At 70.8% G+C, this 24,145-nt stretch carries 23 protein-coding genes; 14 read left to right on the top strand and 9 right to left on the bottom strand.

Annotated elements, in window-relative coordinates; translation table 11 throughout:
- Positions 1–58: 58 nt before the first annotated feature.
- From KV106_RS34115 to KV106_RS34105, 3 genes are read left to right on the top strand one after another with little or no spacing between them, the layout of a single operon-like run.
- Positions 59–1,177 (top strand): Kelch repeat-containing protein, encoded by a 1,119-nt coding sequence (locus KV106_RS34115; protein WP_057595388.1) that lies wholly within the window; start codon positions 59–61, stop codon positions 1,175–1,177.
- Positions 1,178–1,224: 47 nt separating this feature from the next.
- Positions 1,225–3,624 (top strand): DNA topoisomerase IV subunit A, encoded by a 2,400-nt coding sequence (gene parC / locus KV106_RS34110; RefSeq protein ID WP_261216068.1) that lies wholly within the window; start codon positions 1,225–1,227, stop codon positions 3,622–3,624.
- Positions 3,624–3,812: a hypothetical protein gene (locus KV106_RS34105; protein WP_057595386.1), complete on the top strand. Its 189-nt coding sequence runs from the start codon at positions 3,624–3,626 to the stop codon at positions 3,810–3,812. The genes parC and KV106_RS34105 overlap by 1 nt, the downstream gene beginning before the upstream one ends.
- A 7-nt stretch (positions 3,813–3,819) precedes the next feature.
- Here KV106_RS34105 and KV106_RS34100 read toward each other — a convergent pair whose 3' ends face one another.
- Positions 3,820–4,935 (bottom strand): MBL fold metallo-hydrolase, encoded by a 1,116-nt coding sequence (locus KV106_RS34100; protein WP_261216067.1) that lies wholly within the window; start codon positions 4,933–4,935, stop codon positions 3,820–3,822.
- Between the two features lie 152 nt (positions 4,936–5,087).
- On the opposite strand from KV106_RS34100, the gene KV106_RS34095 reads away from it, so the two are divergent.
- Positions 5,088–5,624: a cysteine hydrolase family protein gene (locus tag KV106_RS34095; RefSeq protein WP_261216065.1), complete on the top strand. Its 537-nt coding sequence runs from the start codon at positions 5,088–5,090 to the stop codon at positions 5,622–5,624.
- Positions 5,625–5,760: 136 nt separating this feature from the next.
- Here KV106_RS34095 and KV106_RS34090 read toward each other — a convergent pair whose 3' ends face one another.
- Positions 5,761–7,377: a hypothetical protein gene (locus tag KV106_RS34090; protein ID WP_409976588.1), complete on the bottom strand. Its 1,617-nt coding sequence runs from the start codon at positions 7,375–7,377 to the stop codon at positions 5,761–5,763.
- Between the two features lie 273 nt (positions 7,378–7,650).
- On the opposite strand from KV106_RS34090, the gene KV106_RS34085 reads away from it, so the two are divergent.
- The 8 genes from KV106_RS34085 to KV106_RS34050 all read left to right on the top strand — a co-directional run bounded on the left by KV106_RS34085 (position 7,651) and on the right by KV106_RS34050 (position 14,396).
- Positions 7,651–8,322: an amino acid ABC transporter permease gene (locus tag KV106_RS34085; protein ID WP_057595383.1), complete on the top strand. Its 672-nt coding sequence runs from the start codon at positions 7,651–7,653 to the stop codon at positions 8,320–8,322.
- 27 nt (positions 8,323–8,349) lie between these two features.
- Positions 8,350–9,003 (top strand): amino acid ABC transporter permease, encoded by a 654-nt coding sequence (locus KV106_RS34080; protein WP_209543327.1) that lies wholly within the window; start codon positions 8,350–8,352, stop codon positions 9,001–9,003.
- A gap of 74 nt (positions 9,004–9,077) precedes the next feature.
- Positions 9,078–9,875: a transporter substrate-binding domain-containing protein gene (locus KV106_RS34075; protein WP_057595381.1), complete on the top strand. Its 798-nt coding sequence runs from the start codon at positions 9,078–9,080 to the stop codon at positions 9,873–9,875.
- A gap of 19 nt (positions 9,876–9,894) precedes the next feature.
- On the top strand, positions 9,895–10,647 hold the full coding sequence (locus KV106_RS34070; RefSeq protein ID WP_057595380.1) for an amino acid ABC transporter ATP-binding protein: 753 nt from the start codon (positions 9,895–9,897) through the stop codon (positions 10,645–10,647).
- The gene (locus KV106_RS34065) at positions 10,647–11,390 is read left to right on the top strand and encodes a sugar phosphate isomerase/epimerase family protein (RefSeq protein ID WP_261216057.1); all 744 of its coding nucleotides are present in this window, start codon (positions 10,647–10,649) and stop codon (positions 11,388–11,390) included. Before KV106_RS34070 ends, KV106_RS34065 begins: the two co-directional genes overlap by 1 nt.
- A 17-nt stretch (positions 11,391–11,407) precedes the next feature.
- Positions 11,408–12,361, top strand: coding sequence for a sugar kinase (locus KV106_RS34060; RefSeq protein ID WP_261216055.1), 954 nt, complete (start codon positions 11,408–11,410; stop codon positions 12,359–12,361).
- Between the two features lie 5 nt (positions 12,362–12,366).
- Positions 12,367–13,365, top strand: coding sequence for a 2-hydroxyacid dehydrogenase (locus KV106_RS34055; RefSeq protein WP_261216053.1), 999 nt, complete (start codon positions 12,367–12,369; stop codon positions 13,363–13,365).
- Entirely contained in the window at positions 13,362–14,396 is a 1,035-nt protein-coding gene (locus KV106_RS34050) for a LacI family DNA-binding transcriptional regulator (protein WP_057595376.1), read from the top strand. The genes KV106_RS34055 and KV106_RS34050 overlap by 4 nt, the downstream gene beginning before the upstream one ends.
- Here the strand turns inward: KV106_RS34050 and KV106_RS34045 are convergent.
- Positions 14,287–16,032: a GMC family oxidoreductase gene (locus KV106_RS34045; RefSeq protein ID WP_261216051.1), complete on the bottom strand. Its 1,746-nt coding sequence runs from the start codon at positions 16,030–16,032 to the stop codon at positions 14,287–14,289. The two genes, KV106_RS34050 and KV106_RS34045, sit on opposite strands and share 110 nt — an antisense overlap.
- A gap of 238 nt (positions 16,033–16,270) precedes the next feature.
- Between KV106_RS34045 and KV106_RS34040 the strand changes: the two genes are divergently transcribed.
- Positions 16,271–17,842: a serine hydrolase domain-containing protein gene (locus tag KV106_RS34040; RefSeq protein WP_261216043.1), complete on the top strand. Its 1,572-nt coding sequence runs from the start codon at positions 16,271–16,273 to the stop codon at positions 17,840–17,842.
- Positions 17,843–17,992: 150 nt separating this feature from the next.
- On the top strand, positions 17,993–18,175 hold the full coding sequence (locus KV106_RS34035; protein ID WP_057595373.1) for a hypothetical protein: 183 nt from the start codon (positions 17,993–17,995) through the stop codon (positions 18,173–18,175).
- A gap of 29 nt (positions 18,176–18,204) precedes the next feature.
- Here KV106_RS34035 and KV106_RS34030 read toward each other — a convergent pair whose 3' ends face one another.
- The 6 genes from KV106_RS34030 to KV106_RS34005 form a co-directional block, all read right to left on the bottom strand.
- Positions 18,205–18,534, bottom strand: a complete 330-nt coding sequence (locus KV106_RS34030) for a Rieske (2Fe-2S) protein (protein WP_057595372.1) — start codon at positions 18,532–18,534, stop codon at positions 18,205–18,207.
- A gap of 14 nt (positions 18,535–18,548) precedes the next feature.
- Positions 18,549–18,758, bottom strand: coding sequence for a c-type cytochrome (locus KV106_RS34025; protein ID WP_261216040.1), 210 nt, complete (start codon positions 18,756–18,758; stop codon positions 18,549–18,551).
- Between the two features lie 131 nt (positions 18,759–18,889).
- On the bottom strand, positions 18,890–19,348 hold the full coding sequence (locus tag KV106_RS34020) for a RidA family protein (protein ID WP_261216038.1): 459 nt from the start codon (positions 19,346–19,348) through the stop codon (positions 18,890–18,892).
- On the bottom strand, positions 19,345–20,400 hold the full coding sequence (locus KV106_RS34015; RefSeq protein ID WP_261216036.1) for a transglutaminase family protein: 1,056 nt from the start codon (positions 20,398–20,400) through the stop codon (positions 19,345–19,347). The genes KV106_RS34020 and KV106_RS34015 overlap by 4 nt, the downstream gene beginning before the upstream one ends.
- 15 nt (positions 20,401–20,415) lie before the next feature.
- Complete coding sequence (locus KV106_RS34010; protein WP_057595369.1) at positions 20,416–21,228, bottom strand: basic amino acid ABC transporter substrate-binding protein; 813 nt, start codon at positions 21,226–21,228, stop codon at positions 20,416–20,418.
- 68 nt (positions 21,229–21,296) lie between these two features.
- A complete protein-coding gene (locus KV106_RS34005) occupies positions 21,297–24,074 on the bottom strand; it encodes a circularly permuted type 2 ATP-grasp protein (RefSeq protein WP_261216033.1) in 2,778 nt (925 codons plus the stop codon).
- Between the last annotated feature and the right edge of the window lie 71 nt (positions 24,075–24,145).

Genomic DNA, 24,145 nt, shown 5'->3' with positions numbered 1-24,145 from the left:
CGTCCCGCGAGCGAGCGCCTTCGCCCGCCCCGACCACCCCAAGAACGAGGAGACCGCGATGCAACGTCGAGATTTCGTCCTGGCCGGCGCCGCCGCGCTGAGCGGTGCCGCGCGCGCCCAGCATCCCGCCTCGCACGCGGCGCCGCAGCCCGTGCCGTCCTCGGCCGAGCCCTACGCGCGGCTGCAGGGCGGCGTGCCGCACCACATGACGCCCGAGCAGGAGTCGCAGCGCGTCACCGACAGCCCCGCGCCGCGCGGCCCGCAGGGGCGCTGGGCGGCACGCGCGGCGTTGCCGCTCCCGCGCAGCGAGATGGCCTGGGCCACGGCCGCGCAGGGCCGCATGCACGTGGTCGGCGGCTACGGCGAGGGCGCGGTCAACCGCGACTACCACCACATCTACGACCCGCAGGCCGACCGCTGGCTCGACGGCGCGCCGCTGCCGCGCGGCGCCAACCACGTCGCCGTGGCGGCCGACGGCGGCCGGGTCTACGCGCTCGGCGGCTTCGTCGAGCAGAACCGGCGCTCCGACACGAACGCCTACGTCTACGAGATCGCGGCCAACCGCTGGACCCCCATCGCGCCGCTGCCGCGTCCGCGCGGCGCGGCCGCCGCGGTGGTGCTCGACGGGCAGCTGCACCTGATCGGCGGCGCCTCCGAGCCCGCGGCCGAGCGCGCCAGCGTGGGCTGGCACGAGGTCTACGACCCGAAGGCCGACCGCTGGAGCGCGCGCAAGCCGCTGCCCGGCGCGCGCGATCACGTGGGCTGCGTGGCGCACGGCGGCCTGATCCACGTGGTCGGCGGGCGCTTCAACACCTTCGAGTACAACACCGACCTGCACCACGTCTACCTTCCCGCGCGCGACACCTGGGAGCCGCGTGCGCCGCTGCCCACCGCGCGCTCGGGCCATGGCCTGGTGGTCTATCGCGACCGCTTCTTCGCCATGGGCGGCGAGGGCGGTTTCCTCGTCGGCGGCGTGCCGCGCCAGGCCAAGGTCTTCGGCCAGATGGAAAGCTACGATCCGGTGGCCGACAGCTGGCAGCGCCATGCGCCCATGACCACACCGCGCCACGCCGTCGGTGCCGCCGTCATCGGCGACTGGATCTACGTGGCCGGCGGCGGCGCCGTGCTCGGCGGCTCGGTGCAGTCGGCGGTGCACGAGGCCTTCACGCTGGGCTGAGCGCCCCTGCAAGCCACCCCTTTTTTCGTTTTCTCACCCGCTCTTCCATGGACTCCCAACCCCCGCTCGATCTCCTGCCTCCCGGCGACGACAACAACGACGGCGGCGACGGCACCTCGCTCACGCTCGCCGACTATGCCCAGACCGCCTACCTCGAATACGCGCTGAGCGTGGTCAAGGGCCGCGCGCTGCCCGACGTGTCGGACGGCCAGAAGCCGGTGCAGCGGCGCATCCTCTATTCGATGTCGCGCATGGGCCTGGGCTTCGGCGGCACCAATGGCACCGTGGGCGCCAAGCCCGTCAAGAGCGCGCGCGTGGTCGGCGACGTGCTCGGCCGCTTCCATCCGCACAGCGACCAGGCCGCCTACGACGCGCTGGTGCGCATGGCGCAGGACTTCTCGCAGCGCTATCCGCTGGTCGACGGCCAGGGCAACTTCGGCAGCCGCGACGGCGACGGCGCCGCGGCCATGCGCTACACCGAGGCACGCCTCGCGCGCATCACCAGCCTCTTGCTCGACGAGATCGACGAGGGCACGGTCGACTTCATCCCCAACTACGACGGCAGCACCGAGGAGCCGCGCCTCCTGCCCGCGCGGCTGCCGTTCACGCTGCTCAACGGCGCGAGCGGCATCGCGGTCGGCCTGGCCACCGAGATCCCGAGCCACAACCTGCGCGAGATCGCCGATGCCTGCATGGCGCTGATCAAGTCGAACGGCAAGCTCAGCGAGGAAGAGCTGTTCGCCATCGTGCCCGGCCCCGACTATCCGGGCGGTGCGCAGATCATCAGCAGCGCGGGCGACATCGCCGATGCCTACCGCAGCGGCCGCGGCTCGCTCAAGGTGCGCGCGCGCTGGAAGATCGAGGATCTCGCGCGCGGCCAGTGGCAGCTGGTGGTCAACGAGCTGCCGCCGGGCGTGAGCACGCAGAAGGTGCTCGAGGAGATCGAGGAGATCACCAACCCCAAGGTCAAGGCCGGCAAGAAGGCGTTGAGCACCGAGCAGACCCAGGTCAAGGCCGCGATGCTCTCGGTGCTCGACGTGGTGCGAGACGAGTCGAGCAAGGACGCCGCCGTGCGCCTGGTGTTCGAGCCCAAGACCTCGCGCATCAGCCAGGAGGAGTTCATCACCACGCTGCTGGCGCAGACCTCGCTCGAAACCTCGTCGTCGATCAACCTCACGATGGTGGGCATCGACGGCAAGCCGACGCAGAAGTCGCTGCGCCAGATGCTCGAGGAATGGATCGAGTTCCGCGCCGCCACGGTCGAGAAGCGCTCGAAGCACCGCCTGGGCAAGGTACAGGACCGCATCCACATCCTCGAGGGCCGGCAGCTGGTGCTGCTGAACATCGACGAGGTGATCGCCATCATCCGCGCGGCCGAGGATCCGAAGGCCGCGCTGATCGCGCGCTTCAACCTCAGCGAGGTGCAGGCCGAGGACATCCTCGAGATCCGGCTGCGCCAGCTCGCGCGGCTCGAAGCCATCAAGATCGAGCAGCAGCTCAAGGAACTGCGCGAGGAGCAGAAGAAGCTCGAGGAGATCCTCGGCAGCCCGGCCGCGCTGCGCCGCCTGCTGGTCAAGGAGATCGAGGCCGACGCCAAGACCTTCGAGGACCCGCGCCGCACGCTGATCCAGGCCGAGAAGCGCGCCGTGGCCGAGGTCAAGGTGGTCGACGAACCGGTCACGGTGATCGTCTCGCAGAAGGGCTGGGTGCGCGCGCAGAAGGGCTGGCCCACGGCTAACGGCGGTGCCGCGCCCGAGTACAGCTTCAAGTCGGGCGACTCGCTCTACGGCGCCTTCGAATGCCGCAGCGTCGACACGCTGCTGGTGTTCGGCAGCGCCAAGGACAAGAGCGTGCGCGTCTACACCGTGCCCGTGGCCTCGCTGCCGGGCGCGCGCGGCGACGGCCAGCCGGTCACCACGCTGATCGACCTCGATGCGGGCACGCATGTCACGCACTACTTCGCGGGCCCGGTCGCGGCCAGCCTGCTGCTGGCCAATTCGGGCGGCTACGGCTTCATCGCCACGGTCGAGAACATGATGTCGCGCCAGCGCGGCGGCAAGGCCTTCATCGACGTGGGCGAGGGCGAGCAGCTGTGCCGGCCCTCGCTGGTGGGCGGTGCCGGCGGCGCCGAGCCCATGCCCGCGGCCACGCACGTGGCCTGCGCCTCCACGGGCGGGCGCATCCTGACCTTCGAGATCGCCGAGCTCAAGAGCCTGCCCAAAGGCGGCCGCGGCCTCACGCTGATCGACCTCGAACCCAAGGACACCCTCGCGGGTGCCGCGGCCTACACGCGCAGCGTGAGGATCGAAGGCATCGGCCGCGGCGGCAAGGAGCGCGACGAGACGCTCGAGATCCGCACCCTGAACAACGCGCGCGGCACCCGCGCGCGCAAGGGCAAGGCGGCCGACCTGGGCTTCAAGCCGGCCAGCATCGTGCGGGTGCTCTGATGGGCGGCCTCGACATCAGCACCATCGGCTTCGTCATCGCGGTCGTGACCGGCATCGGGAGCTTTCTCGTGGGCCGGCACTTCCGCGGCAAGCGCGCCGAGAAGAAGCGCGCGAAGGACCGCGTGGCGGCGCAGGCGCTCGAGACGCGTCAGCAGCGCCGCGCGCGCGAGCGGCGCGAGCGCGGCTAGGAAGTCGCTACTTCAGGCCTTCCCACCAGCGCACGTTGGTGCGCGCCTGGCCCACCGTCAGCACCTCGCCGATCACCGGCGTGGCCAGCTCGATCTTGCGCTCCCGCGTGAGCTTCGCGATGCGGTCCAGCGGGTCGTGCCAGGTATGGAAGGCGAGGTCGAAGGTGCTGTTGTGCACCGAGTACAGCACCTTGCCGCGCAGGTCCTCGAAGGCCTGCACGCTCTGCTCGGGCGTCATGTGGACCGCGGGCCAGTAGGCGTCGTAGGCGCCGTTCTCCATCAGCGCGAGGTCGAAGCCGCCGAAGCGCTCGCCGATCTGCCTGAAGCCCGGGAAGTAGCCCGAGTCGCCGCTGTAGAAGATGCGCTGCTCGCCGCTTTGCACCACCCACGAGGCCCACAGCGTGCGGCCGCGGTCGGTCAGCGAACGGCCCGAGAAGTGCTGCGCCGGCGTGGCCGTGAGCTTCACGCCGTCGTGCTCGCCGGCCTGCCACCAGTCGAACTCGCTGATGCGCTCGGGCGGCACGCCCATCGCCACCAGCCGCGCCTTCACGCCCAGCGGCACGAAGTAGCGTTGCACCCGTTTCGCGAGGTACTCGATGGTGTAGACGTCGAGGTGGTCGTAGTGGTCGTGCGAGAGGATGAGGCCCTCGATCGGCGGCAGGTCCTGCAGCGCGATCGGCGGCTGATGAAAGCGCTTGGGCCCCGCGAACGAGAACGGCGACACGCGCTCGCCGAACACCGGGTCGATCAGCCAGTACTTGCCGCGCAGCTTCAGCAGGTGCGAGGAATGGCCCAGGCGCACCACGTGGTTGGCCTGGGCGTCGAGCGCTTCGAGCGCGGCCGGCGTCAGCGGCTTCACGGGGATCGCGTCGGTGGGCACCGAGTCGGTCTTGGTCTCGAAGAAGAAGCGGGTCCAGATCTTCCAGCCGCTCTGGTTGGGCAGCACGTCGGGGTTGTCCATGTTCTGGAAGGTGCAGCCCTTGAACTGCGGCGAGGCGTCGTAGCGGGCCTCGCAGCCGCTGTTGCTGCTGCAGCCGGCCAGCAGCGCGCAGGCGGCCGCGAAGGCGGCGGCGGCGCGTCGGCGCAGGCGCTGCGGGAGAGAAGGAGCGATGGCGTCGGTCATGGCGGTGTTGTGTGGTTCTGCGGGCGGCGCGAGCTTAGCGGCGGGTGCGCGGGCAATGGTTTCAACGCCAGAAACATTCGCCGGGCAGGGGCATTGGCGGCGTCCTGTGCGATCCTTCGGCCTCACCGTCCGCGCACCAGAAAGGGTTCCCCATGACTCTCGCCGTCCTCGTCATCGACATGCAGCGCGGCCTCGTCGACGACGCCCCGCGTCCGCACGAAGCCGCCGCGGTGATCGAGCGCATCAACGCGCTCACCGCCCGCGCCCGCGCGGCCGGCGTGCCGGTGGCCTTCATCCAGCACGAGAACGAGATCGACCTCGCGTTCGACTCCGAGCGCTGGCAACTCGCCGGCGCGCTCGACACCGACACGCGCGACGCACGGCTGCGCAAGACCACGCCCGATTCCTTCCTGCGCACGCCGCTCGATGCCTGGCTCTCGGAGCGCGGCGTGAAGCGCGTGGTGGTCTGCGGCTATTCGTCGGAGTTCTGCGTCGACACCACGGTGCGCCGCGCGGCCGGGCTGGGCTACGAGGTGACGCTCGCGGCCGACGCCCACACCTCGCACGACAAGCCGCATGCCACGGGCGCGCGGATCCGCGCGCACCACAACGCCACGCTCGCGGACATCACGAGCTTCGGCGTGCCGATCCGCGCGGTCGACAGCGCCGATGTGTCCTTCGACGGCTGAAAGGAAAGCGGACAGCCGGACGCAGAGGACGCGAAGGGCGCGAAAGAATTCAAAAAGGTCTTCTGGTTTCCTTTCGCGTTCTTCGCGAATTCTTCGCGTCCTCTGCGTCCGGAAGTTCGGCTGTCCGATCCCGCTTTCAATCCGCCCCCGGCCGCCACACCCGCACCAGCGCCCCGAGCTTCTCCCGGAAGCTCATGCGGTCGTTCGACAGCACGTCGATGAAGTCCGACAGCCGCTGCGACTTGACCATGGTGTAGACCGTGAGCCAGGTCGTGAACACCAGCACCACGCCGAACCAGATCGCCTTGCGCCACAGCGGCGCCTCGGCCTCGGCCAGCAGGTTCATGCCGAGGAAGCCGGTGGTGATGGTGCCGATCAGCCCGAACAGCGTCACGACGGTGAGCCGCACCACGGTGTTGGCCTGGCGCCGCAGGCTGTCGGCGTCGAGGTAGGTGTTCATGTCGGCGATGCGCTCCTTGACCTCGTCGTAGAGCGGATCGAGCCCGAGGTGGGTGGCGCACAGGTGCGACAGCGCGCGCACCTGCGCCTGCTCGGAGATCTCGTGGAACCAGTAGCGGTGCGTGAAGCGCAGGAAGCGTTCGAAGCTGGCGCGGATCGCGCGCTTGAAGCGCTTCACGCTCGGCGTGCTGCGGATGTCCAGGCGCTTGAGCGCCTCCACCAGCTGGTCCGAGAACATCAGCAGCGAGGCCTTCTGGAAGTGCGCGATCAGGAACAGCAGGAAGTGCTGGTGGCGGAACTGCGCGAGCACGCCGCGGTCGCGGCAGCAGAAGAACTCGGAGCGCGCATCGCCCACCACGATCAGCGCATGGCCGTTGCACAGGTAGCGCGTGTTGGGGGCCGCGCCGGCATCGACCCAGAAGCGGTCGTAGCAGTAGCGGCTCTCGAAGTCGGCCAGATGGTGGTCGGCATAGGGGAGGTGAGCCTGGCGTCCCGCGAGCGCCGCCTCGGCCTCGCCCGCGCCCGTGACCAGGCCGAGGCGGACGAAGTCGTTGCGCGTGAGCCGCTTCGGATCGTCGAGCGACAGGTAGGCCATCACCGGCATGCGGTAGTACTCGATCTGCCGGTAGCGCAGCGCGCCCTGGTCCTCCGAATGGTCGCTCACCAGCGGCTGCATCAGGTAGGCCCAGTGGGCAGCGATGCGCGGCGCGCGGTGCTGCGCCACGTGCGAGATGAAGGCCTCGCTGTGCTGCGCGTCGGAGCTGGAGAGCACGCGGCCGTCGGCCGCCAGCCATTCGACGCTGGCCATGCAGTGCAGCGCGCCGCCCTCGGCATCCCAGCCCGCGGGATAGGCGCGGCCGAAGCGGTAGAGCAGCTCCTGCGCCTGCGCCAGGCTCAGGTCGTTCACGCCGACCTCGAGGTTCAGCAGCACCACGTCGACGTCGAAGAAGAAGTAGAGGTCGCAGTGCACCACCTCGAGCGTGATCGGTGCCTCGCCGGCGCGCGTGACCACGCGCACCGCGGCGATGTCGTGGCGGCGGAAGATGCGCATCGGCGAATCGCCGTCGCTGCTGGAGTCGGGTCCGCCGGCCTGCGCGCGCGAGCGGCCCTCGCCGTAGAGGAAGCGCTGCACATAGGGCAGGAAGCTCACGAACTCGTTGTAGTGGCGCTGGTGGAAGCGGCTGCTGTCGCCGGTGTATTCGTCGATCTCCTCGCGCCACGGCGAGGCCTCGCCCATCTCGCGCAGCAGGTGCCACGGCGCCTGCTGCGCGGACTTCGCATCGCGCGCCGGCATCAGCCGCACGGGCCACAGCAGGGCCTGGCGCAGGTGCTTCACGGCGGGGGCATGGGCGGAGGTCTCGGCGAGCCTGGCGCCGGGGTCTTCGGCCATGTCGTCCAGCTGCGCGGTCGTGGGGTCGGCCAGGGGTGTGAGCATCGCGGAAGTGTAGGCAGCGGCCCCCCGCAAAGACCGACTAGGGTAATCCCTTGGTCATCGTGAAACCGGTTTCATATAAGCTGCAAGCATTGCTTTTCCACTGTGCGCGTGCACCCGCGCCGCAGCCGGACCATGAACTACCAGTTTCAATTCGACGCCGTCTTCGCCGCCTGGCCGCTGCTGCTCAAGGGCACGTGGATCACCGTCCAGCTGTCGCTGGTCGCCACCGTGCTCGGGCTGGTGGTGGCCATCTTCTGCGCCTGGGGCAAGACCTCGGGGCCGGGCTGGCTGCGCTTCGTGATCAACGCCTACATCGAGGTGATCCGCAACACGCCGTTCCTGGTGCAGCTGTTCTTCTTCTTTTTCGCGCTGCCGGCCATCGGCCTGCGCTGGTCGCCGCAGACGGCCGCGCTGGTGGCGATGGTGGTGAACCTCGGCGCCTACGCCACCGAGATCATCCGCGCCGGCATCGAATCCATTCCCAAGGGCCAGATCGAGGCGGGCCGCGCGCTCAACCTCAAGTCCTGGGAGATCTTCCGCTTCATCATCATCAAGCCCGCGCTCAAGGCCATCTACCCGGCGCTCACCAGCCAGTTCATCCTGCTGATGCTGAGCTCGGCGGTGGTCTCGGTGATCTCGGCCGACGACCTGACCTCGGTGGCCGCCAACCTGCAGTCGCAGACCTTCCGCAGCTTCGAGATCTACATCGTGGTCGCGGCCATCTACCTCGCGCTGGCGCTCGCCTTCTCGGCGATGTTCAAGCTGATCTACAAGCGCACGCTCAACTACCCGGACCGCCGGTAAGCGTCGACCGACGGAGACCACCACACCATGCGCACCTTCGGCTTTCCCGAATTCCTGTTCATCCTCGAAGCGGCCCAATGGACGCTCGCGCTGTCGGCCATCGCCTTCGTGGGCGGCGCGATCCTGGGGCTCGCGATCGCGCTCATGCGCACGTCCGAATCGGCGTGGGCACGCGGCGTCTCGACCACCTTCATCCAGATCTTCCAGGGCACGCCGCTCTTGCTGCAGCTGTTCCTGGTGTTCTTCGGCGCGCCGGTGCTGGGGCTGGACATCAACCCCTGGGTCGCCGCGGGCGTGGCGCTGGTGCTCAACAGCGCGGCCTTCCTCGGCGAGATCTGGCGCGGCTGCATCGAGGCCATTCCGCGCGGCCAGTGGGAGGCGGCGCAGGCGCTGAGCCTGAGCTACAGCGCGCGCATGCGCGACGTGGTGCTGCCGCAGGCCTTCAGGATCGCGCTCGCGCCCACCGTGGGCTACCTGGTGCAGATCATCAAGGGCACGTCGCTTGCGGCCATCATCGGCTTCGTCGAGGTCACGCGCGCCGGCCAGATCGTCAACAACGCCACCTTCCAGCCGCTCATCGTGTTCTCGGTGGTGGCCGCCATCTACTTCGTCATCTGCTGGCCGCTGTCGCTGCTGGCCGCGCGCATGGAACGCAAGCGCGCACGCGCGCTGGCCCGCTGATTTCCCCGTTCGCCATCTTCCCCGTCGCTTTCGTTTTTTCCGTCGCTTCCTTTCTTTTTCAGGAGACACATCCCATGACCCGCACCACCACCCGCCGCGCAGCGATCGCAGCCCTCGGCCTCGGCGCCGCCCTCACCGTGTTCGCCCCCTTCGCCTCGGCGCAGAGCGTGGCCGACATCAAGAAGAAGGGCGAGATCACCATCGGCATGCTGGTCGACTTCCCGCCCTACGGCACCACCGACGCGAAGAACCAACCCGACGGCTACGACGCCGATGTGGCCAAGCTCTTGGCCAAGGACTGGGGCGTGAAGGCCAACATCGTGCCGGTGACCGGCCCGAACCGCATTCCCTTCCTGCTGACCAACAAGGTCGACCTGCTGGTCGCCTCGCTGGCCATCACGCCCGAGCGCGCGAAGCAGGTGCAGTTCTCGCAGCCCTACGCGGCCGCCACCATCGTGCTGTACGGCGCGACCAAGACCCCGATCAAGGCCGCCGGCGACCTCAAGGGCTTGCGCGTGGGCGTGGCCCGTGCCTCGACCCAGGACGTGGCCGTGACCAAGGCCGCGCCCGAAGGCACCGAGATCCGCCGCTTCGACGACGACGCCTCGGCCATGCAGGCGCTGATCTCGGGCCAGGTCGACGCCATCGGCTGCTCGGTGACCGTGGCCGCCCAGATCGCCAAGCGCGTGCCCGCCGGCACCTACGAAAACAAGTTCACGCTGGTGCAGCAGTCGATGGGCATCGCGATGCGCCCGGGCCAGGACGAGCTGACCAAGGCCGTCAACGACTTCGTGGCGAAGAACACCGCCAACGGCGAGCTCAACAAGCTCTACCAGAAGTGGCTGCAGGCCGACCTGCCGAAGATGCAGTAAGCCGGGAGCGGAACACCCCATGACCGACCCCATCATCCGCATGGAAGCCGTCAACAAGTGGTACGGCGACTTCCAGGTGCTGACCGGCATCGACCTCAGCGTGCGCGCGGGCGAGCGCATCGTGATCTGCGGGCCCTCGGGCTCGGGCAAGTCGACGCTGATCCGCTGCATCAACCGGCTCGAGACGGTGCAGAAGGGCCGCATCGAGGTCGACGGCATCGATCTCACGGCCGGCGGCAGGAACGTCGACGCGGTGCGGGCCGAGGTCGGCATGGTGTTCCAGCAGTTCAACCTGTTCCCGCACCTCACGATCCTGCAGAACTGCACGCTGGCGCCGATGCGCTCGCGCGGCATGACGCAGGCGCAGGCCGAGGAGGTGGCGATGAAGTACCTCACGCGCGTGCGCATTCCCGAGCAGGCCAACAAGTACCCGAGCCAGCTCTCGGGCGGCCAGCAGCAGCGCGTGGCGATCGCGCGCGCGCTGTGCATGACGCCCAAGATCATGCTGTTCGACGAGCCCACCTCCGCGCTCGACCCCGAGATGGTCAAGGAAGTGCTCGACACCATGATCGGCCTGGCCGAGGACGGCATGACCATGCTGTGCGTGACGCACGAGATGGGCTTCGCGCGCAGCGTGGCCGACCGCGTGATCTTCATGGCCGAGGGCAGGATCGTGGAGCAGGCGCCGCCCGAGGAATTCTTCGGCAATCCCCAGAACGAGAAGACCCGGCAGTTCCTGGGCCAGATCCTCAGCTCGCACCAGGCCCACTGATGTCCTTCGAGGTCCTGATTTCCCTGTCCTCCTTCGGCGCGGCCGAGGTGGGACGCCATGGCCAGCTCTGGTGCTCGCAGCTGTCGAAGCGCGCGGGCGCCGATTCGGTGGAGGTGCGCGGCGAGATGCTGCGCGACGCCGAGGCCGAACTGCCTGCGCTCAACGGCCTGGCCTCGGTCTACTCCAGTCCCGAGGGCCTGTGGGCCCAGGGCGGCTGGCTCGACAGCGCCGCGCTCAAGCGCGGCATCGCGGCCGCCACGCGCGTGGGTGCGAAGCGGCTGAAGATGTCGATCGGCGACTTCCAGCCGTCCTCGCACGGCTCGCTCTGGGGCCTCAAGGTCGAGCTGGCCGAAACCCGCGTCGAGCTCGTGATCGAGAACGACCAGAGCGTGCGCGCCGGCACCGTGCCCGCGCTGCAGGCCTTCTTCGAAGCCGCCGACCGCGCGGGCGTGTCGCTGGGCATGACCTTCGACATGGGCAACTGGCACTGGGTCGGCGAATGCCCGCTGCAGGCCGCGCAGGCGCTCGGCCAGCGCGTGCGCTACGTGCACTGCAAGGGCGCGCAGCGCCTGCCGCACAAGTGGGTGGCGGTGCCGCTCGGCGACTCGGTGGCACCCTGGCGCGCCGTGCTGCGCGCGCTGCCGGCCGACGTGCCGCATGCCATCGAATACCCGCTCGTGGGCGACGACCTCGAGGCCGTCGTCCGCACGCAGATCGACTTCATCCGCGCCGCGCGCGCGTAGCGAAACCACTCACACCGATGACAGAACCCACCGCCTTCGACGTCGCCCTGTTCGGCGAGGCCATGTTGCTGCTCGTGGCCGATCGGCCGGGGCCGATCGAGGATGCGCAGTCCTTCCACAAGCGCACCGCCGGCGCCGAGACCAACGTGGCCATCGGCCTGTCGCGCCTGGGCCTGAAGGTGGGCTGGGCCAGCCGGCTCGGCACCGACTCGATGGGCCGCGCGCTGCTCAACGCGATGCGCGCCGAGGGCATCGACTGCTCGCACGTGATCGCCGATGCCGCGCAGCGCACCGGCTTCCAGTTCAAGGGCCGCGTCACCGACGGCAGCGACCCGCCGATCGAATACCACCGCAAGGGCTCGGCCGCGAGCCACATGGGCCCGGCCGACATCGACGAGCCCTGGCTGCGCTCGGCGCGCCACCTGCACGCCACCGGCGTGTTCGCGGCCATCTCCGAGACCAGCCTGCAGGCCGCGCTGCGTTCGATGGACGTGATGCGCGCCGCGGGCCGCACCATCTCCTTCGACACCAACCTGCGCCCGACGCTGTGGTCCTCGAAGGAGACCATGCGCCACTGGATCAACGAGCTGGCCGCGCGCGCCGACTGGGTGCTGCCCGGCATCGAGGAGGGCCTGCTGCTCACCGGCCACGACCGGCCCGAGGACGTGGCGCGCTTCTACCGCGAGCGCGGCGCGAAGCTGGTGGTGGTCAAGCTCGGCGCCGAGGGCGCCTACTACGACAGCGACGTGGCCGGCACCGGCCGCGTCGCGGGCTTCCCCGTGAAGGAAGTGATCGACACCGTGGGCGCGGGCGACGGCTTCGCGGCCGGCGTGGTCAGCGCGCTGCTCGAGGGCCGCAGCGTGCCCGAGGCGGTGCGGCGCGGCGCCTGGATCGGCGCGCGCGCGGTGCAGGTGCTCGGCGACACCGAGGGCCTGCCGACGCGGGCCGAACTCGAAGCGGCGGGGCTGTGAACGCCATGGCTTCCTCTTCGTCTTCCACCCGCAAGAACGTCCTCGTCTTCCGCACCCTGCCCGAGGACCAGCTCGCGCGCCTGCAGGCCGCGCACGAGGTCGTCGTGGCCGACGCGCGCCAGTCGCCCGAGGCCTTCGCGGCCGCGCTGCCCGCGGCGCAGGGCCTGATCGGCTCGAGCGTCAACTTCAATGCCTCGATGCTCGACGCGGCGCCCCGGCTCGAGGTGATCTCGAGCGTCTCGGTCGGTGTCGACAACTACCCGCTGACCGAGCTGCGCCGCCGCAACATCGTGCTGTGCCACACGCCCGACGTGCTGACCGAGACCGTGGCCGACACCATGTTCGCGATCCTCATGGCCACGCAGCGCCGCGTGGTCGAGCTCTCGACCCTGGTGCGCGAGGGCCGCTGGACGAAGAACATCGGCGAGGACCTGTTCGGCACCGACGTGCACGGCAAGACGCTCGGCATCCTCGGCTTCGGCCGCATCGGCCAGGCCGTGGCGCGCCGCGCCGCCCTGGGCTTCGGCATGCCGGTGCTCTACCACGCGCGCCGCGCGGTCGACCTGGCCGCGCAGGCGCCCGAGCTGCAGGGCCGCGCCACGCACACGCCGCTCGACGAGCTGCTGGCGCGCGCCGACATCGTGCTCGCGATGCTGCCGCTGACCGAGGCCACGCGCGACATGGCCGACGCCGCCTTCTTCGCGCGCATGAAGCCCGGCGCCGCCTTCATCAACGGCGGCCGCGGCGCGACCGTGAACGAGCAGGCGCTGCTCGACGCGCTCGACAAGGGCACGCTGCGCGCGGCCGGCCTCGACGTGTTCGCCAAGGAGCCGCTGCCGGCCGATTCGCCGCTGCGCACCCATCCGCGCGTGACGCCGCTGCCGCACATCGGCTCGGCCACGCACGAGACCCGGCATGCGATGGCCGAGCTCGCGACCACCAACTTGCTGCAGGTGCTGGCCGGGGAGAGGCCGACCGCGCCCTACGACACGGCCAGCGCATGAAACCCACGGGCCGCGCCACCATCGCCGACGTGGCGCAGGCCGCGGGCGTCTCCAAGGCCACGGTCTCGCGCTTTCTCAACCACCGCGAGCGGCTGCTGAGCCCCGACATCGCCGCGCGCGTCGAGGCCGCGATCGCCCAGCTCGCCTATTCGCCGAGCCCGATGGCGCAGGCGCTGAGCCACGGCCGCTCGCGCCTCATCGGCCTGATCGTGGCCGACATCACCAACCCCTATTCGGTGGCGGTGCTGCGCGGCGCCGAGAAAGCCTGCCAGGACGCCGGCTACCTCGTGATGCTGTTCAACCTCGGCAACGAGAGCGAACGCGAGCGCGAGGCCATCGACGCGCTCGCGGGCTACCAGGTCGACGGCTTCATCCTCAACACCCTGGGCCGCGGCAGCGGCGTGTTCGACGCGGTCGCGCTGCACGGCAAGCCAGCGGTGCTGGTCGACCGGCGCCACGCGGGCATGCACACCGACTTCGTCTCGCTCGACAACGAGGCCGCGATGAAGGCCACCTGCGACCATCTGGTCGAAGGCGGCTTTCGCGAGCTGCTCTACGTGACCGAGCCGCTCGCGGGCGTGAGCTCGCGGCGCGAGCGGACCGCGGCCTTCGGCGCCTGCGTGACCGCGAACGGCCCGCGCATGGCCGGCGAGGTGTTCGAGAGCGTGGAGGGCGAACAGCAGGCGCTCGACGATGCGCTCGCGGCGCTGCGCAAGCGCGCCAGGCGCGGCCGGCGCGCCGCCGTGGTGGCGGGCAACGCGGTCGTCACCCTGCGCGTGGCGCAGGCGATGGCGCGGCTGGGCTGGCAGTTCGGCGCCGACCTCGGCTTCGTCGGCTTCGACGATCCCGAATGGGCCTCGCTGATCGGCCCGGGCCTCAGCACCGTCGCCCAGCCCACCGACGACATCGGCCGCGCCGCCGCTAGCTGCCTGATCGACCGGCTGCGGGGGCTCGAAAGCCCGCCGCGGCAGTTGCTGCTGCCGGGGCAGTTGCAGGTGCGGGGTTCGTCGAAGGCGCCTGTCCCCGCGTAGCCGGGTCGGCTTCAGCGGCGAAGCGCGCAGGCCCGCGCATCCAGTCGGCCGCGCGCTCGGCGATCATCACCGTGGGCGCGTTGGTGTTGCCGCCGATCAAGGTCGGCATCACCGAGGCATCGACCACGCGCAGGCCCTCGATGCCGCGCACGCGCAGCCGCGGATCGACCACCGCCCCCGCATCGTTGGGCGCGCCCATGCGGCAGGTGCCGACCGGGTGGTAGATGGTGTCGGCGCGCGCTCGGATCTGGCGCACCAGGTCCTCGTCGCCGCGCGCATCGGCCGTGTAGAGCTCGCGCTGGCGGTACTTCGCGAGCGGTGCCGCCGCCATGATCTCGCGCGTTTTCTTCACGCCCTGCAGCAGCAGCGCGAGGTCCTCGGGGTCGGACAGGAAGCGCGGGTCGATCAGTGGCGCCGAGGCCGGGTTGGCGTCGGCCAGCCGGACCTCGCCGCGGCTCTTCGGCCGCAGCACGCAGACATGGCACGAGAAGCCGTAGCCCGCATGCAGCTTGCGCGCATGGTCGTCGGTGATGGCGATCACGAAGTGCAGTTGCAGGTCGGGCCGACGCAGCTCGGGCGAGGACTTGACGAAGGCGCCGCCCTCGGCGAAGGGCGTGGCGACCAGGCCGGTGCCGGTCCTGCGCCACAGGAGCGCCTGGCGCAGCAGGGTCCAGCTCGCGCCGAGGCCGATGCCGAACAGGTCGCGGTGCTTCGAGCGGTAGGCGAGGATGAAGTCGAGGTGGTCCTGCAGGTTGCGCCCCACGCCGGGCAGCGCCTGCTGCACCGCGATGCCGTGCTGCTGCAGCTGCGCGGGATCGCCGATGCCCGAGAGCATCAGCAGCTGCGGCGAATGGAAGGCGCCGCCGCACAGCGCCACCTCGCGCCGCGCATGGATGCGCTCGACGTTGCCGCCGCGGCGCACCTCCACGCCCACGGCGCGGCCATGCTCGATCACCACGCGCAGCGCCTGCGTGTGCGTGAGCACCGCGAGGTTGGGGCGCGTCATCGCCGGATGCAGGTAGGCGGCCGCGGCCGAGCAGCGCTCGCCGTTCCTCGCGCCGCCATGGAACTGCGTGACCTGGTAGAGGCCCGCGCCTTCCTGCTCGATGCCGTTGAAGTCGTCGTTGAAGGGCACGCCCGACTGCACCGCGGCGCGCACGAAGTCCTCGCTGATGGCGCGCGGCGTCTGCTGGTCGGCCACCTGCAGCGGACCGTCGGCGCCGTGCAGCGGGCTCGCGCCGCGCTGGTTGCCCTCGGCGCGGCGGAACCAGGGCAGCACGTCGCCGAAGGACCAGCCGCCGCAGCCGGCGCGCTCCCAGTCGTCGTAGTCCTCGCGGTGGCCGCGCACGTAGAGCATGGCGTTGATCGCGCTCGAACCGCCGAGGCAGCGCCCGCGCGGCTGGTAGCCGCGGCGGCCGTCCAGGCCCGGCTGCGGCTCGGTGCGCAGCGCGTAGTTGTTGATCGGCGGGCGGCCCGGCAGCATCGCCACCGTGGCGGCCGGCGCGCGCACCAGGATGCCGCGGCCGTCGCCGCCGGCCTCGATCAGGCACACGCGCACGCGCGCATCCTCGCTGAGCCGCGCGGCGAGCGTGGCGCCTCCGGAGCCGCCTCCGACGATCACGTAGTCGAACTCCATCGCCCCGCGTCCTTTCCTGCTTCTTCTTCGATTGCGCCGATGCCGGCCCGTGGACTGTAGGAACGAAACGGGGCAGGGCGCCTAGCGTTTTCCCGTCGGACCAAAGTGGCACTGTCGCGTGCGCGACGCGTGTAATAGGAACCTCCGACGGGTTTCCCCTGGCGGAGCCGACAGGCGAATGACAGTTGCGCGGACCACACTCGGAAGAAGAACAACGACAGCATCCGAGACCACCGCCATGCCCGCACTTTCTTCCTCTTCTTCTCTCCCCGCGCTCTCGCGCCGCGGCGCGCTGCGCCTGTCGCTCGGCGGCATGGCGATGGGTTCGGTGCCCGGCCTCGGCTGGGCCGCCACCGGGCTGGCCGCGCCCGTGCCCGCCGATGGCCTGCCGCGCGGCGTGCCCGAGGCGCAGGGCGTGTCGTCGGCGGCGATCCTGGCCTTCCTCGACGAGGCCGAGCGCGGCGCCTTCGAGCTGCACGGTTTCATGCTGTGGCGCCGCGGCCAGGTGCTGGCCGAGGGCTGGTGGGAGCCCTACGGCCCGCAGCGGCGCCACATGACGCATTCGCTGACCAAGAGCGTGACCGTCTGCGCGGTCGGCATGGCGGTGGCCGAGGGGCGCTTCGGGCTCGACGACAAGGTGGTGTCCTTCTTCCCCGAGCACCTGCCGCCGGTGGTGAGCCCGAACCTCGCGGCGATGACGGTGCGCGACCTGCTGACCATGCGCACCGGCCACGCCGCCATGACCTCGGGCTCGGTGTGGCGGCAGATCCGCACCAGCTGGATCGCCGAGTTCTTCAAGATCCCGGTGGTGAATCCGCCCGGCACGCAGTTCGTCTACACCAGTGCCGCCACCTACATGCTGTCGGCCATCGTCACCAAGACCACGGGCCAGCCGGTGGCCGACTACCTGAAGCCGCGCTTCTTCGATCCGCTGGGCATCACGGGCTACGAATGGGAGGTCGGGCCCGAGGGCATCTCGCCGGGCGCCAACGGCCTGAGCTGGAAGACCGTCGATTCGCTCAAGCTCGGCATCCTGCATGCGCAGAACGGCCTGTGGAACGGCAGGCAGGTGCTCACGAAGGAATGGGTCGACGCGGTGCACCAGCCGCACACCAAGGACAAGTACGGCTACCAGTGGTGGCTGGGCCCGAACGGCGCCTACAACGCCGACGGGCTGTTCGGCCAGTACGCGGTGGTGTTTCCCGCGCACGACGCGGTGCTCGCGATCAACGCGGCGCTGCCGCCGAAGGCCGGCTTCAACGCGGGGCTGCTCTACAAGCACTTCCCGGCCGCGTTCGAGAGCGCGCCCGCCGATGGCGGCCAGGCCAGCGCCGCGCTGCGCCGGCGCATGGCGGGCCTGCGCCTGCTGCCGCCGGTGCGGCCGACCTCGTCGCCGGTGGCCGCGGCCGTGTCGGGCCAGCGCTACGAGTTTCCCGACAACCCCGACAGGATCAAGGCCGCGCGCCTGGACTTCGGCGCCGAGGCCTGCAGCTTCACGCTCGAGGACGAACGCGGCACGCACACGGTGCAGGTGGGATTGAAGAGGCCGATCGAGGGCGACACCACCATGACCGGCAACCGCCTGCACCACGAGTACCAGCCCGCGGTGATGCGCGTGGTGGCCAGCGGCGAATGGCTCGACGAGCGCACCTTCGTCATGAGCTGGACCTTCGTCGAGTCGGCCTTCCGCGACACGGTGACCTGCCGCTTCGCCTCGCGCTACCTGCGGCTCGACCGCAGCGTGAACGTGAACTCGAGCGCGACCGAGATGCCGACGCTGACCGGCGCGCGCGCGGTGAAGGCGGCCTGACAACTACGGAAGGTCGTAGGCCTTGCCAGCGCGGCACGGCGGCGGCGATGGCCTCTTGTCCTGCACGCGGCGGCGGCATCCGCAACCTTTGGCGACACGCTGCGACGGATTAAAACCTCCGGTATCGAAAACCAGATGGAGGCCCGATCCGTGAATGAAGAACATCACTACCTCGACCAGTTCGAAAGCTTTCTGAAGCGCCGCGAACAGGCGGCCGACATCTCGGTCAGCGTCACGGTCGAGATCGAGGAGCGGCAGCCGCGCGGCGTCCCGGACAACTTCTGGGCCGGCGCCGACGGGTCGGGGGGCGAACGCGGCGTGGCCGCGCATTAGATCCTCGATGCCGGGGCGCCCGCTCCGGCTCAGGCCGCGCGCAGCCAGACCTTGCCGTCGGCCGACTCTTCCACCGCCAGGGGAACCAGGCGCGCACCCTTGCAGGGGCCGCCCACGCACAAGCCCGTGTCGGGCTCGTAGATCGCGCCGTGCCGCGCGCACATCAGGTAGCGGCCCGAGCGCTCGAGCACCTGGCCCTCGAAATCGATCGGGCCGCCCACGTGCGCGCACTGGTTGAGGTAGCCATGGACCCGGCCCTGCCAGCGCACGACGAAGGCAGGCCCGCGGCCCGGCGCCTCGAACTTCACCGCGTCGCGGGATTCGGGCAGCGCGTCGCAGATCAGCAGTGCATCGGTCATGGTGGTGCGGACATTCAGGGCGGGGAGGGCTGTGACAGCACCCACTGCGCGAGCCGGCGCGATTCGTCGAGGCTCATGTGGGGCTGGCGCGGCATGATGACGCGGCCCCAGGCGCCGACGCTGCCGTCGCGCAGCTTGTCGGCCAGCCGGGCCGGTGCCTCGGGGTCGTGGCGGTAGCGCGCCGCGATCTGCGCGAAGCCCGGGCCCACCTGCTTGCGCACCATGCCGTGGCAACTGAGGCAGGCATAGCGCGCGACCGGCTCGCGCAGCGGCGCCGGTATCTCGTCGGCCGCGGCCGCCAGCGGCGCGATGGCCGCGAGCGGCAGTGCCAGACACAGGGACCGCGGCAGGCGAATCAGCCGATCTCCGCGATCAGCTCGATCTCGACGCAGGCGCCCATCGGGATCTGCGCCACGCCGAAGGCGCTGCGCGCATGCGCGCCCTTCTCGGGGCCGAACACTTCGGCGAACAGTTCGCTCGCGCCGTTGGTCACGAGGTGCTGCTCGGTGAAGCTGCCGACCGAGTTGACCAGGCTCATCACCTTGACGATGCGCTTGACCTTGTTCAGGTCGCCCACGGCCGCATGCAGCGTGCCCAGCAGGTCGACCGCGACCGCGCGCGCGGCCTGCTTGCCCTGCTCGGTGCTGACGTCGGCGCCGAGCTGGCCGGTCCAGACCTTGCCGTCCTTCTTGGCGATGTGGCCCGACAGGAACACGAGGTTGCCGGTCTGCACGAAAGGCACGTAGGCGGCGGCCGGAACCGAGACCGGCGGGAGGGTGATGCCGAGGCTGGAAAGCTTGTCGTAGACGCTCATGAAGAAGGCTCCTGGTGAGACGGTGGTGAAGGCGGCCGCGCGGAGGGCGGCTGCGGGGAATCGACCGGCGTTTGTACCGGCGAAGCCGCGATCGTAGGCGACGCCGCGGTCGAAGGCCCTGCGCCGCCGGGGGCTTGCGGCGGCTCGAGCTCGTCGACCGGCTGTACCGTCACGCCCACGTGCAGCGTGTGGCGCGCGCCGCCGTGCAGCACGCCGCGCATCGGCGAGACGTCGGAGTAATCGCGGCCGATCGCCAGCGTCACGTAGTCCTCGCCGGGCTGGCGGCCATTGGTGGGATCGAAGTCGGCCCAGTCGCCGGCGCTGCCGGGGCCGTCGCCTTCGCCGGGCAGGTAGACCGAGACCCAGGCGTGCGAGGCATCGGCGCCGATCAGCCGCGGCTGGCCCGGCGCCGGCTGCGTCAGCAGGTAGCCGCTGACGTAGCGCGCCGGCAGGCCCATCCCGCGGAAGCACGCGATCATGATGTGCGCGAAGTCCTGGCACACGCCCTTGCGCTGGGCCAGCGCCTCGGCCGCGGGCGTGTTGATCTCGGTGCTGTCGGCGTCGTAGTCGAAGTCGCGGTGGATGCGCTCGGTGAGGTCCATCGCCACGTCGAAGGCCGGGCGGCCCGGCGCGAAGCTCGCGCGCGCATAGGCGACGAAGTCGTCGTGGCGCGGCACGTAGGGCGAGGGGAAGACGAACTCCGAGGCCGGGTCGAACAGCGCGTCCTTGCGGAAGCGGAAGCGCTCGCGCACCGACTCCCACGGCAGCTCGCGCGCCACCGCGCTCGAGAGCACGGGCGCCGAGGTCTCGACCACGCTCTCGGCCGTGACCACCAGGCTGTCGTGCGTGGTGTCGAGCGCGAAGAAGGCGCGCACGTTGCCGTAGAGGTCGGCCTGCTCGACGCGCTGCGCGGGCGCGGGCTCGATCGCGAGCCGGTGGCTCAGCAGGCGCTGCGAGGGCGTGACCAGCGGCCGCAGGTGCGCGAGGTGCTGCGCGGTCTCGACCGGCGGCGAGTACTCGTAGCGGGTTTCGTGGGTGACGTGGAGTCGCATGGCGCGCGCCGTGGGTTACTTCGACGCGGCGCCGAAGTGCGAGGCGTAGATCCTGTCGTAGCTGCCGTCGGCCTTGATCTCGGCCAGGCCCTTGTCGAGCCTGGCGAGCAGCTCGGCATTACCTTTCTTGACGGCGAGGCCGTACTGCTCGGTCGCGAAGCCGGCATCGCTCACGGTCTTGAAGCCCGCGCCCGCGTTGTTCGCGAGATAGTGCGCCACCACGCCGTTGTCGGCAACCACCGCCTGCACGCCGCCGGCCTCGAGCTCCTTGAGTGCGAGCGGCGTCGATTCGAAGCGCTTGATGTTCGCGCTCGATTTGCCCAGCAGCTTGCCGACCACTTCGTCGCCCGTGGTGCCGTTCTGCACGCCGACCTTGAGCGTCTTCAGGTCCTCGAAGCGGGTCACGCTCGCGTCGCTCCTGACCGCGATCAGCTGGCGCGCGTCGAAGTAGGGCTGCGAGAAGTCCATGGTCTGGCGGCGCTCGGGCGTGATGGTGATGGCCGACACCAGGAAGTCGCGGTCGCCCTGGTCGAGCGTGTTGAAGATGCCTTCCCACGGCGTGTTGACGAACTTCACCTCGATGCCGGCCTTCTTCGCGACGGCATTCACGATGTCGATGTCGAAGCCCACGATCTCGCCCTTCTCGTTCTGCGATTCGAAGGGCGTGTAGGCGGCATCGGTGCCCACGACCAGCACGCGCGCGGCGGACGGTGCGGGCGGGGCCGATGCGGCGGCGGGCGCGGCGGTCTCCTGCTTGCCGCAGCCGGCAAGCGCGAGGACCGCGGCGAGGCCGGCGGCCAGGGCGAAGCGGCGATGGATCGTGGTCATGGGAAGCCCTCCTTGGTCTGTCGTTGCTTGTAGGGGTGGTCTGGTCGCGCGGCGCGCGCAGCGAGGGCTCAGGCGCCCACGGAGCGCAGCGATTCCGAGGTCAGCGTGAAGTAGCGGATGCCGATGGCATCGGACACATGGTAGGCGGCGGCCTCGCAGTGCGCGAGCAGCGCGGCCAGCGCCGCATAGGGGCCGTCCTCGCCGTCGGCGGGGCCGGGGTCGCACAGGTGCTCGAGCGTCCAGGTGGCCGGGTCGGGCAGCTCGTACGACAGCGCCGTGAGCTTGCCGGGCGCGCTGCCTGCGAGCCGCGCGATGCGCCCGCGCAGGGTCTGCGTGACCCAGGCCAGCGAGCGCGGGTTCTCGGCGTCGAGCACCAGCAGGTCGACCAGCGTGGCGACGTCGCGGCGCTGCTGGTAGCGCGCATGGAAGGTGATGGTGCTGTCGAACAGCGCGACCATCGCCTCGAAGCCGCTGACCTCGTGCACCGCGTGGTTCTGGAAACCCGCGAGCAGGGCGTTGGCGAGGAAGCTCAGGCGCTCGATGTGGCGGCCGATCGACAGCAGCCGCCAGGCATCGTCGCGCGTCATGCGGTCGGTCTGCGCGCCGGTCATGGCCGCGAGCGCCGAACTGGCCGACTCGAGCGAGCGCAGCGCCGCGCCGGTGGCGAAGCTGCCTTCGCCGGCCTGCTCGGCGGCGCGGCGCAGGAAGTCGGCCTCGGCGCGCACGATCTGGTTCCAGTGGTCGGGCGAGAGCCGCTCGCGCACCGCGGCCGCGGCCTGGCGGATGCTGCGCAGGCTGTAGCCCACGCTGCCGCCCTGCGCCACGTCGCCGAGCTCGGCGATCAGCGCGCGCTCGAACACGCGGCGCGACTGAGGCGCGCTCGGCACGCCGGCCGGCACCAGCGCGTTGCGCACCGCCATGCGGTGCAGCCATTCGAGCAGCGGGCGCGAGGACTGGTCCTCGCCGCCGAGGATGTTGAGCGTGAGGCGCGCCAGCCGCACCGCGTTCTCGGCGCGCTCGGTGTAGCGGCCGAGCCAGAACATGTTCTCGGCCGCGCGGCTGGTGACCGGCGCGCGGTGCCGCGCCAGCGAGGCCGGCGTGGCCTGCGGCTGCAGCAGCGTGGTGCGGTCGACCTCGCCATGGGTCTGCACCCAGACGTCGGCGCTGCTGCCGCCGCGCTGCATCGAGGCGATCTGCGCATCGGGCCCCGCGAGCCGCGCCAGCCCGCCGGGCAGCACGCGCCACGACTGCGCGCCGTCGCTGACCGCGAACACGCGCAGCAGCACCGCGCGCGGCGCGATGTGGCCGGGCCCGAGGTCGCTGGCCCAGGTCGGCATCTGCGACAGCGGCAGGTAGCTTTGCACCGTGTGGGCCTCGCCCTCGCGCACGATGCGCCCGGCCCATTCGTCGAGCTCGCGGCGGCCGAGCTGGCGGCCCAGCACCGCGTCGAAGCTCTCGCGCCCGTCGATGCCCGGGTAGGTGGGCTTGATGAAGCAGTCGCCGAGCTGCGGCAGCACCGCCTCGAGCGCCGCGCGCTCGCCGCACCACCAGGTGGGCAGCGCGGGCAGCAGCAGCTTCTCGTCGAGCAGGTGGCGCGCCAGGCCGGGCAGGAAGCCCAGCAGCGCCGGCGACTCGAGGAAGGCCGAGCCCGGCATGTTGGCCACCAGCACGTTGCCGGCGCGGATCGCCTGCAGCAGGCCCGGCACGCCGAGCGTGGAGTCGGGGCGCAGCTCGAGCGGGTCGAGGAACTGGTCGTCGAGCCGCTTGATGAGCCCGTGCACGGGGCGCAGGCCCTGCAGCGTCTTGAGGTACAGGCGCTGGTCGCGCACCGTGAGGTCGTTGCCCTCGACCAGCGTGACGCCGAGGTAGCGCGCGAGATAGGCGTGCTCGAAGTAGGTCTCGTTGTAGGGACCGGGCGTGAGCAGCGCGATGTGCGGCGGCACGCCGGCCGGGCACATGCGCTGCAGGCCGTCCATCATGGCGCTGTAGGTGGCGGCCAGCCGCTGTACGTGCAGCGCCTCGAAGGCCTGCGGGAATTGGCGCGTGATCGCGAGCCGGTTTTCGAGCAGGTAGCCCAGGCCCGAGGGCGCCTGGGTGCGCTGCGACACCACCCACCAGTTGCCGTCGGGGCCGCGCGCGAGGTCGAAGGCCGCGATGTGCAGCCAGGTGTCGCCCGGCGGCTTCACGCCGTGCAGCGCGCGCAGGTAGCCCGGATGGCCGCGCACCAGCGCGGGCGGCAGCAGGCCTTCGGCCAGGAGGCGCTGCGGGCCGTAGACGTCGGCCATCACGCGGTCGAGCACGCGCACGCGCTGCAGCACGCCGGTCTCGATCTGCGCCCAGCTCTCGGGCGAGACGATCAGCGGGAACAGGTCGAGCGACCAGGGCCGCTGCGGGCCGTGAGTGGCGTCGGCGTAGACGTTGTAGGTGACGCCGTTGTCGCGGATCTGGCGCTCCAGGCTGACCGCGCGCCGCGGCAGGTCGCCGAAGCCGTCGGGGCCGAGCTGCTCGAAGAAGGCATGCCAGGGCGGCAGCAGCGGGGGCTTGTCGCCGGCGGCGGGGGCCGGCGCGGCGGTGTCGGCGGAGGGCGCGCGCTGGGCCGCGGATTGCGTCTGGGTCTGGCCGCCCTGTGTCTGGGATTGGCTTGGGCTGCCCGCCGTCGCATCGTGCAGGTGCGGCCCCGTGGGCGCTGCCGGCCCGGCGGCGGGCCGTGCGGGCGCCTCGGGCGTCGCGATGCCGCGCAGCTCGTCGAAGTGGCCGGGCAGGGCGGGCGGGGCGAGCGCCGACGCCAGGGCGGCCGGAAAATCCAGTGCCTGGGCGTCGAACAGGGATTCGTTGAGGGGTTCCACAGGGTTGGGATTGTCACATCGCTGTCACCGGGCCCGCCGGCGATGGCGTGCGGAATGCCCGCTGCAGCCAT

It is taken from the genome of Variovorax endophyticus, from assembly GCF_025376855.1.
Taxonomy (GTDB): domain Bacteria; phylum Pseudomonadota; class Gammaproteobacteria; order Burkholderiales; family Burkholderiaceae_C; genus Variovorax.
This window is presented reverse-complemented; position numbering and strand designations above follow the sequence as displayed.

What these genes read in the sequence shown, in the direction of transcription:
- KV106_RS34115 (WP_057595388.1), top strand. Translation starts at nt 59, where the DNA reads ATGCAACGTCGAGATTTCGTCCTGGCCGGCGCCGCCGCGCTGAGCGGT.
- parC (WP_261216068.1), top strand. Translation starts at nt 1,225, where the DNA reads ATGGACTCCCAACCCCCGCTCGATCTCCTGCCTCCCGGCGACGACAAC.
- KV106_RS34105 (WP_057595386.1), top strand. Translation starts at nt 3,624, where the DNA reads ATGGGCGGCCTCGACATCAGCACCATCGGCTTCGTCATCGCGGTCGTG.
- KV106_RS34100 (WP_261216067.1), bottom strand. Translation starts at nt 4,935, where the DNA reads ATGACCGACGCCATCGCTCCTTCTCTCCCGCAGCGCCTGCGCCGACGC.
- KV106_RS34095 (WP_261216065.1), top strand. Translation starts at nt 5,088, where the DNA reads ATGACTCTCGCCGTCCTCGTCATCGACATGCAGCGCGGCCTCGTCGAC.
- KV106_RS34090 (WP_409976588.1), bottom strand. Translation starts at nt 7,377, where the DNA reads ATGCCGGCGCGCGATGCGAAGTCCGCGCAGCAGGCGCCGTGGCACCTG.
- KV106_RS34085 (WP_057595383.1), top strand. Translation starts at nt 7,651, where the DNA reads ATGAACTACCAGTTTCAATTCGACGCCGTCTTCGCCGCCTGGCCGCTG.
- KV106_RS34080 (WP_209543327.1), top strand. Translation starts at nt 8,350, where the DNA reads ATGCGCACCTTCGGCTTTCCCGAATTCCTGTTCATCCTCGAAGCGGCC.
- KV106_RS34075 (WP_057595381.1), top strand. Translation starts at nt 9,078, where the DNA reads ATGACCCGCACCACCACCCGCCGCGCAGCGATCGCAGCCCTCGGCCTC.
- KV106_RS34070 (WP_057595380.1), top strand. Translation starts at nt 9,895, where the DNA reads ATGACCGACCCCATCATCCGCATGGAAGCCGTCAACAAGTGGTACGGC.
- KV106_RS34065 (WP_261216057.1), top strand. Translation starts at nt 10,647, where the DNA reads ATGTCCTTCGAGGTCCTGATTTCCCTGTCCTCCTTCGGCGCGGCCGAG.
- KV106_RS34060 (WP_261216055.1), top strand. Translation starts at nt 11,408, where the DNA reads ATGACAGAACCCACCGCCTTCGACGTCGCCCTGTTCGGCGAGGCCATG.
- KV106_RS34055 (WP_261216053.1), top strand. Translation starts at nt 12,367, where the DNA reads ATGGCTTCCTCTTCGTCTTCCACCCGCAAGAACGTCCTCGTCTTCCGC.
- KV106_RS34050 (WP_057595376.1), top strand. Translation starts at nt 13,362, where the DNA reads ATGAAACCCACGGGCCGCGCCACCATCGCCGACGTGGCGCAGGCCGCG.
- KV106_RS34045 (WP_261216051.1), bottom strand. Translation starts at nt 16,032, where the DNA reads ATGGAGTTCGACTACGTGATCGTCGGAGGCGGCTCCGGAGGCGCCACG.
- KV106_RS34040 (WP_261216043.1), top strand. Translation starts at nt 16,271, where the DNA reads ATGCCCGCACTTTCTTCCTCTTCTTCTCTCCCCGCGCTCTCGCGCCGC.
- KV106_RS34030 (WP_057595372.1), bottom strand. Translation starts at nt 18,534, where the DNA reads ATGACCGATGCACTGCTGATCTGCGACGCGCTGCCCGAATCCCGCGAC.
- KV106_RS34025 (WP_261216040.1), bottom strand. Translation starts at nt 18,758, where the DNA reads ATGGTGCGCAAGCAGGTGGGCCCGGGCTTCGCGCAGATCGCGGCGCGC.
- KV106_RS34020 (WP_261216038.1), bottom strand. Translation starts at nt 19,348, where the DNA reads ATGAGCGTCTACGACAAGCTTTCCAGCCTCGGCATCACCCTCCCGCCG.
- KV106_RS34015 (WP_261216036.1), bottom strand. Translation starts at nt 20,400, where the DNA reads ATGCGACTCCACGTCACCCACGAAACCCGCTACGAGTACTCGCCGCCG.
- KV106_RS34010 (WP_057595369.1), bottom strand. Translation starts at nt 21,228, where the DNA reads ATGACCACGATCCATCGCCGCTTCGCCCTGGCCGCCGGCCTCGCCGCG.